This window comes from Amycolatopsis sp. NPDC059657 (assembly GCF_042734395.1).
In the GTDB taxonomy this organism is placed as follows: Bacteria; Actinomycetota; Actinomycetes; order Mycobacteriales; family Pseudonocardiaceae; genus Amycolatopsis.
In genome coordinates, this window is sequence record NZ_JBHWEB010000046.1 from 45054 (window position 1) to 57527 (window position 12474).

Consider the following 12474-nt stretch of genomic DNA (forward strand, 5'->3'; position numbering starts at 1 on the left):
TTCGGAAGGACGGTTTCCCTCATTTACGTCCTCAGATCGGTCGAGGTTCGACCGCGCGCGGTATTTTTTCGCGCGCTCCGTCGTACTGTCGGTGCGTACCGACACCGAACAAGGAGGCCGACCTGTCCACCAGCGCCCGACCCGGCCTGCCGGTCGTCATGTGGTTGCTGCATCTGGCGCTGCCGATGCTCGGGTTGTGGCTGCTCATCGCCCGTCCCGAGTTCGATCTGCGCTGGGAGGACCACCTTTCCCACCTGTGGCTGGTCGCGGGCGTCGCGGCGGTCGGCTTCGCACTGGCTGTCCGGATCAACCAGCAGGCCCGAGCCCGCGCGGACGCCAGGCTGGTACTGGTCTCGCTGGCGTTCATGGCCGCCGCCGGTTTCCTGGCGGTGCACGCGGTCGCCACCCCCGGCGTGCTCGTGCACGGCACGAACCTCGGTTTCGCGATGTCCGCCCCGATCGGGTTATTCCTCGCCAGCGGCGTGGCGGCGTTGTCAGCGATCGACTTCTCCCCGACCGGCGCGGAACGCGTACTGCGCGCGCAAACCGCCGCGCGCGTCACCTTGATCGGCTTGCTGGCGGCGACGGGCTGGGCGGGAATCGCCGTCCACACGCACTCCGCGTCGGAAGCTCACGGGCCGCTGGTGCTCGTGGCTTCGGCGGGCTCGCTGCTGTACGCCGTCGCCGCGATCCGGTTCTTCCTGATCCACCGGCGCCGCCCGGCCGCGATCTTGCTCAGTGTCATCACGTCCTATGTGCTGCTCGCCGAAGCGCTGATCGCGATGGCCTACGCGCGCAACTGGGCGGTGTCCTGGTGGGAGTGGCATCTGCTGATGCTGACCGCGTTCGGCTTCGTCGCGTACAGCGCGCACATCCACTACCAGCGCGAAGGTTCCCGCTCCGGGCTGTTCAACAGCGTCGCGCTCGAGCAGACACTCGACGACGTCCGCCGCGAGCACACGGCCGCGCTGGAAGCGCTCACCGAGACGATGCTCGCCACGCCCGACAGTGCCGAGGCGGGCAGAGTGACCGCCCGCCTCGCCGCGCAGTTCGGGCTCACCGAACGCCAAGCCGAGGTCTTGGAACAGGGCGCCGTCGCCGTCGCGCGCGAACGCGAGCAGACCAGGAGACTCGGCGCGCTCGTCGACGTCGGACTGCTCGCGCGGGTGAGTCTCGCCGAAGCGCCACTGCTCACGTCCATCTCGGACCTCGTGCGCGGGGCGTTCGGCGGCGACCAGGTGCGCATCCGGACTGTCCGCAATGGACGGTTGCAGACCGCGGCAGGCGCGATGGAGTTCGACGAGGAGCACCTCGCGAAGAGCGTGCTCGCGTCCCGTGAACCCGCCGAACCGGAGGGGCGCGGGCTGATCGTGTTGCCGCTGACCGTGAAAGACCGCGCGTCCGGCGTGCTGGAGGTGTACCGGCCACAGGGAACCTTCTCGCCACACGACCGGTTCGTGCTGCGCTCACTCGCCGGGCAGATCTCGCTGGCGCTGGAGAACGCCCGGCTGTATCAGCATCTCGACGGCCTGTTCCGGTCCTACCTCTCCCCCGATGTCGCGGGCGCGCTGATCGCCGATCCGGCGCAGGCGGCGCTCGGCGGCGAGACGGCCGAGGTCACCGTGCTCATCGCGGATCTCGCCGGGTTCACCGCGTTCTCGGAGCGGTCCGATCCCTCGGACGTCGTGGCGATGCTCAATACCTACTACGGCGCTGTCGTCCCTTGTGTACTCGCCGAGGGCGGCACCATCACCCAGTTCGTCGGCGACGCGGTGGTCGCCTTGTTCAACGCCCCGGTCCGTCAGCACGACCACGCGCTGCGTGCCGCGCGGGCGGGATTGGCGCTGCAGGAGGCGGCCGGCGAGACCGCAGAGGATGGCTGGCCGTCGTTCCGAGTCGGCGTCAACACCGGTCCGGCGCTGGTCGGCAACATCGGCAGCGAGGCGATGCGGCACTTCACCGCCATCGGCGACACGGTCAACCTCGCCGCCAGGCTGGAAAGCACCGCGCCGATCGGCGGCGTCGTGATCAGCGCGGCGACCCGCGCCAGGCTGCCGGAGTCCGCGAGCGCCGACCGGCTCGGCGCGATCACCGTCAAGGGCAAGACCGAACAGGTCGAGGCGTACCTGCTCAAGGAGATCGAAGGGGGCCACCGTGCCGGAGTCCGTGACTGAGGTGCTCAACGCGCTGGCCGTGCTGGCGGCCGAGACCGGGCCGTCGCTGGCGCCGGTCGGGCTGGACGAGCAGCTGGCGGCGGTTGTCGCGACCGCGCAACACCTGACCGGCGCGACCGCGGGTTCGGTCGCGCTCCTCGACGGTGGCGAGCTCGTGTTCCGGGTCGCGACCGGCCCCGGCGCCGAGGGCATCACCGGCGTGCGGATCCCGGTCGGGCGCGGGATCGCGGGCTGGGCGGTCAGTTCCGGCCAGGCCGTCGCGCTCGACGACGTGAGCCAGGACCCTCGGTTCGCGCGTGACCTCGCCGAGTCGATCGGCTATGTGCCACGCGGGATCGTGGCCATCCCGCTCGACACCGACGACGAGATTCTCGGCGTGCTCGAACTGCTCGACCCCGCGCCGGGCAGGCTGGCGCTGGAGGCACTCTCGCTGCTCGCCAGGCAGGCTGCGCTGTCGGTGGTGACCACGCGGGCGTTCACCGATTTCGGGCGGCTGCTGTTCACCGCGGCCGCCACCGCCGTCGACGGCACCGACCTCGCACGTGCGCTCAGGGCCGCCGCCGCGCAGGCACCCGCCGGGCGTGCGGAACCCGCTTCGCTCGCGGCCGACCTCGCCGCGTTGAGCAGGCTCGGCGCCGAGGAACGCGCGACCGCGCACGCGTTGCTGCGCACCTTCCTCGGCTACGCGGCAGGCCGCGACCGATGAAACCCGCATGGTCCTGGCAGTTCGACCGGCCGTCAGCCGCGACGGCCGTGCGGCTGCCCGGCGAGATCACCCGGGACTGGGCCTGGGGTGCGGGCACCGGCGCCGGGGTGAAGGTCGCGGTGGTCGACAGCGGGATCGACACCACGCATCCGGCGGTAGGCCCGATCGAGGGCGGGGTCGCGGTCGACGTCGTCGACGGCAAGGCCGTGCTGCGGGGCGGCGACCACGAAGACCTGTTCGGCCACGGCACCGCCTGCGCCGGCATCATCCGCCGCGCCGCGCCGGAGGCGTCGCTGTACAGCGTGCGGGTGCTGAGCACGACGTTGAGCGGGACCGGCGTGGCGTTGCTCGCGGGCCTGCGCTGGGCGCTCGACCACGGCGTCGGGGTGATCAACCTGAGCCTGAGCACCAAACGCCGCGAGCATTTCGCCGCGCTGCACGAGATCGCGGACCGCGCCTACTTCCGCAACACGGTACTGATCGCGGCCGTCAACAACGTGCCCGCCGTGAGCTACCCGGCGGAGTTCGCGTCGGTGCTGTCGGTGGCGGCGTGCGAGGGGAACGGGCCGTTCGTGTTGCGGTACAACCCTTCCCCGCCCGTCGAGTTCGGCGCGCCGGGTATCGCGGTCGAGGTGCCCTGGGCCGGCGGCGGCACGGTCACCGCGACCGGCAACAGCTTCGCGGCCGCCCACGTGACCGGCCTCGTCGCCAGGGTGCTGGGCAAACACCCCGGTATGACGCCGTTCCAGCTCAAGACGATCCTGCACGCCGTGGCTGACTGACCGTGGCCATGCCGAGGATGCGGGGCCCCACCACCGGCACCAGCACTCCGGCGGGGAAGACGAACTCACGCCAGCGTTCGATGACGAAACCGTTGGCGCGGAACAACTCCAGCGTGTCGGAGTTCGGGCGGCAGCCGCCCATCATCCTGGCCCACAGCGGCGCGACGAGGTCCTGGAACCGGCCGTGCAGCCAGGCACGCGCGCGGACATGCTCGTAGAACCGCACCTCGCCACCAGGCTTGAGCACTCGGCGTACCTCGGCGAGCGCGCGCGGCGCGTCGCCGATCGAGCACAGCACCGCCGCGATGACCACGGCGTCGACGGAAGCGTCCTCGAACGGCAGTTCCTCGGCGACGGCGTCGATCAGTTCGACGCGCTCGTTCGCGGCCTGGGCGAGGCGGGCGCGCATGTTCGGCTCGGGCTCGACGGCGAGGATCCGGGTGACCGTCTCCGGATAATGGCGCAGGTTGAGCCCGGTTCCCGCGCCGATTTCGGCGACCTCGCCGGTCAGCCCGGCGAGCATCTCGGCGCGCAGCACGGCGTTGCCACGGCGCTCGTTGCGCAGTGAATGCTTGGCGAAGAAGCGGGCGAAACGCGGGTTCTCGATCAGCGGCGGCATGCCGACCAGTCAACACCGAAAACTCGTGGCAAGCTGTCCACCGTGACACTCGCCCTGCTCGACTCCGCGAGCCTGTACTTCCGTTCGTTCTACGCGCTGCCGGAGTCCATGACCGCCCCGGACGGCACGCCCGTCAACGCCGTGCGCGGCTTCACCGACACGATCGCGCGCATCCTCACCGACCGCAGGCCGACCCGCCTGGTCGCGTGCCTCGACGCGGACTGGCGGCCGAAGTTCCGCACGGACCTGCTGCCGAGCTACAAGGCGCAGCGCGTCGCCGAGGACGTCACCGACGGCTCGGAGGAGGTGCCGGACACGCTGACCCCGCAGGTCCCGATCATCCTCGACCTGCTGGAGGCGTTCGGACTGGCCACCGCCGAGGCCGCGGGCTACGAGGCCGACGACGTCATCGGCGCGCTCGCGCACCGCGAAAAGACCGACCCGGTCGAGGTCATTTCGGGTGACCGCGACCTGTTCCAGATCGTGCGCGAGGAGCCGACCACCGCGCGGGTCATCTACGTCGGCAAAGGCTGGGCGAAGGCCGAAGTGCTCGGCCCGCCGGAGATCGCCGAGCGCTACGGCGTTCCGGTCGAGCAGGCCGGTCCGCTCTACGCCGACATGGCCGCCCTGCGCGGCGACCCCTCCGACGGCCTGCCCGGCGTCGCGGGCATCGGCGACAAGACGGCCGCGAAACTGATCACCCAGTTCGGCTCGCTCGCCGCGCTGATCGAGGCCGCTCAGACGCAGGACAGCCGCCTGCCGCTCAAGATGCGCCTCAAGCTGCAGGACGCGGCGGACTACCTCGCCGTCGCCCCGACCGTCGTCCGCGTCGCGGTCGACGCGCCGGTCGAGCAGTCCCGGCCGGACACCGTGCCTTCGGCGCCCGCCGACCCCGACCGGGTCGCGGAACTCGCCGAGCGCTGGAACCTCGGCAACTCGGTCGCCCGCCTGCTGAAAGCCCTGCCCCAAGGGTCGTGAGTGTTCAGACCGGTTAGAACCGGCCGTACCACTCACGACCCGGCTACGGGGTCTTGCGGAAGAACGTCGTCGGCTTCATGACGCCGGACGGGTCGCGGGCGTAGCCGGGGACGGTGGCGATCTCGGTCCAGCCGGTGGCTCGGTAGAGGCGCTCGGCCGGGCTGCCGGTTTCGGTGTCCAGCAGCAGAAGCGTGATGCCGAGATCGCGGGCGGCGTGCTCGGCCGTCGACAGCAGGATCCGGCCGAGCCCGCGGCCGCGCGCCTTGCGGTGCACCACGAGTTTCGACAATTCCGCGCGGTGCAAGGCGTTCGGCAGCGTGGCGCGGCGCAGTTGGACGGTGCCGACGATCTCGTCGTCCTCGCGGGCGGCGAAAACGATCACGTGCCCGGCCTCCGTGCCCGGCACCAGGTCCTGCCACCAGGCGACCATCTCCAGGTGCCCGACGGGGTCGAGGAAACCGATCGACGCGCCGCCTTCGACCGAGTCGACGAGCAACGCGGCGAGCCCGTCGACCGAGGCCGCGAGCTGGGCAGCGGTCAGTCTTTTGATCGTCGTCATCAGAAATGCGTCCCGCACCACGGCTCGGCGGCCGTCTCGAAGAGCGAATCCAGCCGGGCGGGCGCCTCGGCGTCGAAAACCTCGATCCGGCCCGCCTCAGCGAGCAGGCTCGGACGCCACCCGCCCAGGTACAGCATCGCGAGTGTTTCGACGTCCAGCCGGACATCGGCGGTCGCATCGGTACGGGACGCGCCGTCGGCGGTGACCCGGTAGGCGCCGGAATTCTCGGGCAGGCGGCGGTCGGCGACCTCGATGACCACCGGCTCGGCCCGGCCGTAGGTGCGCGCGTTCAACGCGGCGGACACGTCGAGCAGGCGCAGCCAGAGCTCGTCCTCGACGCTGATCGTCCGGCAGGCGCGCGGGTCTTCGAGCATCGAAGGCAACGGGTCGTCCATCGGCCTCGCCAGGCCATACGCGGTCTGGACCAGGTCGATGCCGAGCAGGAACCGCCACAGCCCGGCCAGCGCGGCCGGGTTCGCGGCATGCAGGTCGCGCACCTTCAGCTCGGTGTGCCAGTCGGCCAGCGCGGGCGCTCGCTGAGTGTGGGTGAGGAACGTGGCGAACCCGTCGGCGCCGTCCGGACCGAAATGGACCGCCACCCGGTGCCCGTCGAGGACATAGGACTCGTGGGTGTTGAGCCACCACGAGTCCGGCCTGCCGATGTTCCCCTGCCTGCGCAAGCCGATCGACCGGTGCACGCCCGGCACGATTTTCACCGCGTCAGCGGCGTCGAGCAGCCGGACACGGCCGGACCGTGGCGCGTCCGAGCGCCAGCGCACCTTGGCGCGGTCGATCTCGAAGATCTGCATCCGCCCGGCGATGCCGTAGCCGTAGCGGCCGTAGATCGTGGCCTCGCTCGCGTGCAGGCCCGCGAGCACGTGCCCTCGGTCGACCAGATCGGGCAGCTGCGCCGCCATCAGCTCGGTCAGCACCCCTCGCCGGGTCCACTCCGCGCGCACCCCGATGCCGTCGACGGCCGCGAAGGGCACCCGCCGCCCGCCCGGCACGAGGATCTCCGTGGTGAACGAGCTGGTCACGCCGATCGGCTCGTCGCCGTCGAAGGCCGCGAACTTCGTCGCCGCCGGCCAGGCCGGCGCGATCCGCGCCCACTTCTCGTCGCCGGTCGGCTGGCCGTGCAACGCCTGGACCAGCACATCGCGGGTGGCCCGCTCCTCGCCTTCGACCGCCGCGCGCACCACGAACTCACTCATGCCATCGATCTTGCCAGCAAACGCGGCTACTTCGCGGGCGCTCCGACCTCGTAGTTGCCGTCGGTGCCCTTGACGGTGATCGGCACCCGCCGCGGCGCGCCGCCGACACTCGCCTCGCAGTCGAAGATCCGGCCGTCCTTGACCTCGAGGTCCGCCGGGCAGGTCACCTCGGCGACGCCCTCGACCTTGTAGGACTCGACGAGGATCTGTTTGACCGAGCGTTCCATCGCGACGTGGTCGAACACCTTCGCCCGCGGTGTGGTCTCGACCGGCACCGAAGCCGTCGAGGAGGCCGTCGGCGTCGCCGTGACCGTCGTCGTGGTGACCGCCGGCGCCGGATCGCCACCGGAGCAAGCGGCGAGCAGGACTACGCACGACAGCCCCGTCAGGACCGTACGCAGAACCAACCCGGAACCTCCCTGGCAGACAAGATCGTCGAAGTCAGAAGAAAGTACCGCACCAAGCCGCCACTCGCGTGCTGAACAGCAGGTCCGCCGCCTCGGCCGCGCCGGGCTCGAGCACTTCGACCCGGCCGGCGGTCGCGAGCGCGGACGCCTGCCTGGCGCCGAAGTAGAGCATCGCGAGCGCGACGACGTCCAGGCGCAGCGCGGCGGGTTCGTCAGTACGCGCGACGCCGTCCTCGCCGATCCGGTAGCGGCCGGAATTGGCGGGCAGGAAGGCGTCCACTACCTCGAGCACGAGCGGTGGGCCGGTGTACGTGCGCGCCGCCAGCGCCGCTTCGACATCGGCCAGGCGCGTCCAGCACTCGTCCTCGTACCGGGTGACCGTGCACTGGCGGGGGTCGGTGAGCAGCACATCGACCGGCTCGTCGACGGGCCGGAAGAGCGCCCTGATCTCGTCGACCAGGTCGACACCGAGCAGGTACCGCCACAGCCCGGCGAACGCGCCGGGATTGGTGTACTCCAGCGCTTCGACACTGAGCACCGCCGGGTCCGGCCATCGCCGGCGCACGGAGTAGACCGCGAACCCGTCCGGCCCGTACTCAGCATGATGGACCACGGTGATCATCGCGTCCTCGGAGCGGCGGCACATCTGCTCGAATCCGGCCCACCAGTGCGAAGTCCGCGTCATCATGCCCGGGTGCCGATGCGCCATGGCGTCGTAGAGCTTCGGCAGCTCTTCGAGCGCGACTTCGAGTGACAGCCTGGTGATCTCGCCGCCCGCGGGTACGCCGTCGTGCAGCAGGGCACGGCGGGTGTTGATCGTGTAGGTCTTCGCGAGTGTGCCGATCCCGTAGCCGAAGCGGCTGTAGATGAGGCCTTCGGAGGCGTACAGGCACGCGGCGACCACGCCGCGTTCGGCGAATTCCGCGAACTGCGCGCGCATCAGCCCGGTCATCACGCCGCGCCTGGTCCGATCCGACCGCACGCCGACGCTGGTCACCGCGGCGAGCGGGACCCGTCGGCCACCCGGCACGGTCAGCTCGGCGTCGAACGAGCGCAGCGTGCCGATCAGCTCGGGATCGAACGCGCCGAGTGTCCGTCCTGGCTGGCAGATCCGCTGTGCGCGTTCAGCCTCCTCGTCGGTGAGGTCCTTGGCGTGCAGCGCGCCGCGGAACAGATCGCCCGCGGCGCGGAGCTCGGCGGGTTCCAGCGTCCGGATCGTGTACTCGCTCATGGAACGCATGATGGCCTGCCCGGAACCGGGCAGGCCATCCATTAAGCGCGTGCCCTACTTGGCCGGGATGCCGACCTCGTAGTTGCCGTCCTTGCCCTTCACCGTGATGGGCACCTTCTGCTCCTTGCCACTGATCGTGGCGGTGCAGGTGAAGGTGGCGCCGTCCTTGACCTCCTGCTCGGCGGGGCAGGTGACCTTGGTGACGCCTTCGAGCTTGTACGTGCCGGTGAGGATCTTCTGCACATCGGTCTGCATGGCGCCCGAGTCGAACACCTTGGTGTTGAAGAACCCCGGAGTCACGAAGCCGAGCACCAGCACCGCGGCGATCACGACGAGCGCCGCGCCGACGCCGATGAACAGGCCCTTCTTCGACTTCTTCTCACCGGCGGGCGGCGCGGGCGGGAACCCGGGTTGCTGGCCGTACTGACCGGGCTGGCCGTACGGCAGCTGCTGCGGCCCGCTCTGCGGGTACGCGCCGCCTGGCTGTTGCTGCTGCTGTGCCCACTGCGACGGGTCGTGCTGACCGGTCTGACCAGGCTGCTGGGCCCACTGGTTCGGGTCGTGCGCGCCGGTCTGGCCGGGCTGCTGCTGCGGTGCCCACTGCTGCTGGGTCTGGTCCGGCTGCGCCCACTGCTGGGGCTGCTGTTGCTGCGGGTAGCCGGGCTGCTGGCCATAGGCCGGCGGCTGCTGGCCCCACTGCTGTTGCTGCTGGGCAGGGTCCTGGCCGTAACCAGGCTGCTGCTGGGCGGGATCCTGGCCGTAGCCGGGCTGCTGCTGCGGCCCGCTCGGCGGCGGCGGGTACGCGCCACTCGGCTCCTGCCCGTGCTGGGGCTGCTGACCCCACTGTTGCGGGTCGTTGCCGCCGTACGGCGTGCTCATCTGTTCGCCTCCGCCAAAGTCACCATGGATTACCGGATCGATCCAACCACAAGGTCCCAGTGCACACACGCACCATTCGGCCTAGGCGCCCCCGGCGGCCACCACGCCCCTTCGCAGCGCGCGCACCGCGTCGGCCGCGGCCGCGCCGATCGGATCGGCCTTGCCCAGCACTTCCTTGATCTGGTCGAGCAGGTCGATGACCTGCCGTGACCAGCGCACGAAGTCGCCCGCGGAGAGTTCCTGGCCGTTCGCCTCGGCCGCGGTGAGCACCTTCTCCAGCGACTCGCCGCGCGCCCAGCGGTACACCGGCCAGGCGAACCCGGCGTCCGGCTCCCGCGTGCGATCGAGCTTGTGCCGCCGCTCGTCGTCGGCGATATCGGCCCACAGGCGGATCATCTCGTCCCACGCCTCGGGAACCGCGCCCTGCGGCAGCCGCGCCTCGCCCGCGATGTCGCGGCGCGCCTCGAAGACCAGTGTCGACACCACCGCGGCCAGTTCGGCGGGCTTGAGGCCCTCCCACACGCCGTGACGGATGCACTCGGCGGCGAGCAGGTCCGACTCGCTGTAGAGCCGCATGAGCCGCTTGCCGTCCTCGGTCACGTGCTCACCGTCGGCCGCCTTCTTCACCGGGGTGAGGTAGCCACGCTCGGTCAGCAACGCGCGGATCCGGTCGAAGGCGCGCGCCAGCGAGTGCGTCGTCGCGGCGACCTTGCGCTCCAGCTGCTCGGTCTCGGCGGAAAGCCGCTGATACCGCTCGACCCAGCGCAGGTTCGCCTCGCGCTCGGCGAGCCCGTGGCACGGGTGCGCGCGCAACGCGCGGCGCAGCGCGGCCAGCTCGCCGTCCTCGTTCGCGCCCGAACGCCGCTTTTCCCTGCCTGGCAAGGAAATCCCGGCATTGCGCAGGCTGGACGCGATGTCGCGGCGACTCTTCGGCGAGCGCAGCTCGACGTGCTTCGGCAGCCGGATGTGCCCCAGCGGCTCGACCGGCGACGAGAAGTCCGACGCCGATAGCGGCCCCGACCAGCGGTCCTCGGTGACGACCACGGGCCTCGGCTCGCGGATCGGGTCGAGCCCGGGGTCGACGACCACGGCGAGCCCCGACCGGCGCCCGGCGGGCACCGCGATCACGTCGCCCTTGCGCAGTTTCTCCAGCGAGGCGGCGGTTTCGGCGCGACGGCTCGACGTGTTCTGCCGAGAAAGAGCCTTCTCGCGGGCCGAGATCTTGGCGCGCAACTCGACGTATTCGAGCAGCTCGTCGAAGTCGCCGGTGGTGGCCTTTTTGTACCCGGCGAGCGCTTCGCGGTTGCGGTCGATCCGGCGAGCTGTGCCGACCACCGACCGGTCGGCCTGGAACTGCGCGAACGACAGTTCCAGCAGGTCACGGGCCTCATCGGCGCCGAGCTGGGCGACCAGGTTGACGGCCATGTTGTAGCCGGGCCGGAACGACGAGCGCAGCGGATACGTGCGCGTGGAGGCGAGCCCGGCGACCTGCTTCGGGTCGACACCCGGCTGCCACGCGACGACCGCGTGCCCTTCGACGTCGATACCCCGGCGCCCGGCGCGCCCGGTGAGCTGCGTGTACTCGCCAGGCGTGAGGTCGACGTGCGCCTCGCCGTTGTACTTGACCAGCCGCTCCAGCACGACGGTGCGGGCGGGCATGTTGATGCCCAGCGCGAGCGTCTCGGTCGCGAAGACGACCTTGACCAGCCCCAGCAGGAACAGCTGCTCGACGGTCTCCTTGAACGCGGGCAGCATCCCCGCGTGGTGTGCGGCGATGCCCCGCTCCAGCGCGTCACGCCACTCCCAGTAGCCGAGCACCTCGAGGTCGCCCTCGGGCAGCCCGGAAGTGCGCTCGGCGACGATCCGGCGCACCTGCTCGACCTCGTCCGGCCCGTTGAGGCGCAGCCCGGACCGCACGACCTGGCCGACGGCCGCGTCACAGCCCGCGCGCGAGAAGATGAAGTCGATCGCGGGCAGCAGCCCGGCCCGGTCCAGCCGCTCGACCATTTCGGCCCGCGCCGGCGGGCGGAACCTCGGGCCGCGCTGCGGCGGGTTGCGGCGGCCACGCGGACCGCGCAGTCCCGGTCCGCCCTGGTAGCGGTGGTTCTCCTCGACCTTGCGCAGCAGCGACGGGTTCATCCGCAGCTCGGCCTGGCCGTCCTCCTGGCCCGCGAACAGGTCCAGCAGCTGGTTGCCGACCAGCATGTGCTGCCACAGCGGCACCGGCCGGTGCTCGTCGACGACGACCGTGGTGTCGCCGCGCACCTCGACCAGCCACTCGCCGAACTCCTCGGCGTTGCTGACGGTCGCGGACAGGCCGACCACCTTGACGTGCTCCGGCAGGTGCAGGATGACCTCCTCCCACACCGCGCCGCGGAACCGGTCGGCGAGGTAGTGCACCTCGTCCATGACCACGTACGCGAGCTCGTCGACGGTGGAGGATCCCGCGTAGAGCATGTTGCGGAGCACCTCGGTGGTCATGACGACCACCTGGGCGCCGCCGTTGATCGAGGTGTCGCCGGTCAGCAGGCCGACCTTGTCCGCGCCGTGGCGGGCGACCAGGTCGGTGAACTTCTGGTTCGACAACGCCTTGATCGGCGTCGTGTAGAAGCATTTGCGGCCCTCGGACAGCGCCAGGTGCACCGCGAACTCGCCGACCACGGTCTTGCCCGCGCCGGTCGGGGCGCACACGAGCACGCCGTGTCCGCCCTCCAGCGCCTCGCAACCGCGGACCTGGAAGTCGTCGAACTCGAAGGACGCCTCCGCCGCGAAGCGGGTCAGCTGCGGGTACTTGCCGCGGCGTTGCGAGGACGCATAGGCCTCGGCCGGTGATTGAGAAGGGCTACTGGCCACGTCGTCAGGGTTTCACATGCCACCGACAGTTCGCACGCGGGAACCGAACGGGCGCCGCCGAGGTCCTAGCTGCCG

11 protein-coding genes are annotated in these 12474 nt (G+C 70.9%); 4 read left to right on the plus strand and 7 right to left on the minus strand.

The window, feature by feature from the left end:
- Positions 1–158: 158 nt before the first annotated feature.
- Genes ACFV15_RS24505 through ACFV15_RS24515 form a run of 3 tightly spaced genes read left to right on the plus strand, consistent with a single transcriptional unit; the run spans position 159 to position 3662 of the window.
- On the plus strand, positions 159–2174 hold the full coding sequence (locus ACFV15_RS24505) for an adenylate/guanylate cyclase domain-containing protein (RefSeq protein ID WP_378352915.1): 2016 nt from the start codon (positions 159–161) through the stop codon (positions 2172–2174).
- Positions 2155–2880 carry a GAF domain-containing protein gene (locus ACFV15_RS24510; RefSeq protein WP_378352916.1) on the plus strand — a complete coding sequence of 242 codons (726 nt, stop codon included), beginning with the start codon at positions 2155–2157 and terminating at the stop codon, positions 2878–2880. Before ACFV15_RS24505 ends, ACFV15_RS24510 begins: the two co-directional genes overlap by 20 nt.
- Positions 2877–3662, plus strand: coding sequence for a S8 family serine peptidase (locus ACFV15_RS24515; RefSeq protein ID WP_378352917.1), 786 nt, complete (start codon positions 2877–2879; stop codon positions 3660–3662). The genes ACFV15_RS24510 and ACFV15_RS24515 overlap by 4 nt, the downstream gene beginning before the upstream one ends.
- Here ACFV15_RS24515 and ACFV15_RS24520 read toward each other — a convergent pair.
- Positions 3631–4281, minus strand: a complete 651-nt coding sequence (locus ACFV15_RS24520) for a class I SAM-dependent methyltransferase (RefSeq protein ID WP_378352918.1) — start codon at positions 4279–4281, stop codon at positions 3631–3633. The genes ACFV15_RS24515 and ACFV15_RS24520 overlap by 32 nt on opposite strands.
- 42 nt (positions 4282–4323) lie before the next feature.
- Between ACFV15_RS24520 and ACFV15_RS24525 the strand changes: the two genes are divergently transcribed.
- The gene (locus ACFV15_RS24525; RefSeq protein WP_378352919.1) at positions 4324–5259 is read left to right on the plus strand and encodes a 5'-3' exonuclease H3TH domain-containing protein; all 936 of its coding nucleotides are present in this window, start codon (positions 4324–4326) and stop codon (positions 5257–5259) included.
- Between the two features lie 43 nt (positions 5260–5302).
- On the opposite strand, the gene ACFV15_RS24530 is transcribed toward ACFV15_RS24525, so the two are convergent.
- From ACFV15_RS24530 to ACFV15_RS24555, 6 genes are all read right to left on the minus strand, one after another.
- A complete protein-coding gene (locus ACFV15_RS24530; protein ID WP_378352920.1) occupies positions 5303–5818 on the minus strand; it encodes a GNAT family N-acetyltransferase in 516 nt (171 codons plus the stop codon).
- Positions 5818–7029: a GNAT family N-acetyltransferase gene (locus tag ACFV15_RS24535; RefSeq protein WP_378352921.1), complete on the minus strand. Its 1212-nt coding sequence runs from the start codon at positions 7027–7029 to the stop codon at positions 5818–5820. The genes ACFV15_RS24530 and ACFV15_RS24535 overlap by 1 nt, the downstream gene beginning before the upstream one ends.
- A 26-nt stretch (positions 7030–7055) precedes the next feature.
- Positions 7056–7436 (minus strand): DUF4333 domain-containing protein, encoded by a 381-nt coding sequence (locus ACFV15_RS24540; RefSeq protein ID WP_378352922.1) that lies wholly within the window; start codon positions 7434–7436, stop codon positions 7056–7058.
- 34 nt (positions 7437–7470) lie between these two features.
- A complete protein-coding gene (locus ACFV15_RS24545; protein ID WP_378352923.1) occupies positions 7471–8667 on the minus strand; it encodes a GNAT family N-acetyltransferase in 1197 nt (398 codons plus the stop codon).
- Between the two features lie 54 nt (positions 8668–8721).
- The gene (locus ACFV15_RS24550; protein WP_378352924.1) at positions 8722–9546 is read right to left on the minus strand and encodes a DUF4333 domain-containing protein; all 825 of its coding nucleotides are present in this window, start codon (positions 9544–9546) and stop codon (positions 8722–8724) included.
- Positions 9547–9627: 81 nt separating this feature from the next.
- Positions 9628–12399, minus strand: coding sequence for a DEAD/DEAH box helicase (locus ACFV15_RS24555; protein ID WP_378352925.1), 2772 nt, complete (start codon positions 12397–12399; stop codon positions 9628–9630).
- Positions 12400–12474: the final 75 nt, after the last annotated feature.

Bases quoted from the DNA above. Each gene is read 5' to 3' on its own strand.
- ACFV15_RS24550 (WP_378352924.1), bottom strand. From the start codon at position 9,546: ATGAGCACGCCGTACGGCGGCAACGACCCGCAACAGTGGGGTCAGCAG.
- ACFV15_RS24505 (WP_378352915.1), top strand. From the start codon at position 159: ATGTGGTTGCTGCATCTGGCGCTGCCGATGCTCGGGTTGTGGCTGCTC.
- ACFV15_RS24535 (WP_378352921.1), bottom strand. From the start codon at position 7,029: ATGAGTGAGTTCGTGGTGCGCGCGGCGGTCGAAGGCGAGGAGCGGGCC.
- ACFV15_RS24530 (WP_378352920.1), bottom strand. From the start codon at position 5,818: ATGACGACGATCAAAAGACTGACCGCTGCCCAGCTCGCGGCCTCGGTC.
- ACFV15_RS24515 (WP_378352917.1), top strand. From the start codon at position 2,877: ATGAAACCCGCATGGTCCTGGCAGTTCGACCGGCCGTCAGCCGCGACG.
- ACFV15_RS24545 (WP_378352923.1), bottom strand. From the start codon at position 8,667: ATGAGCGAGTACACGATCCGGACGCTGGAACCCGCCGAGCTCCGCGCC.
- ACFV15_RS24520 (WP_378352918.1), bottom strand. From the start codon at position 4,281: ATGCCGCCGCTGATCGAGAACCCGCGTTTCGCCCGCTTCTTCGCCAAG.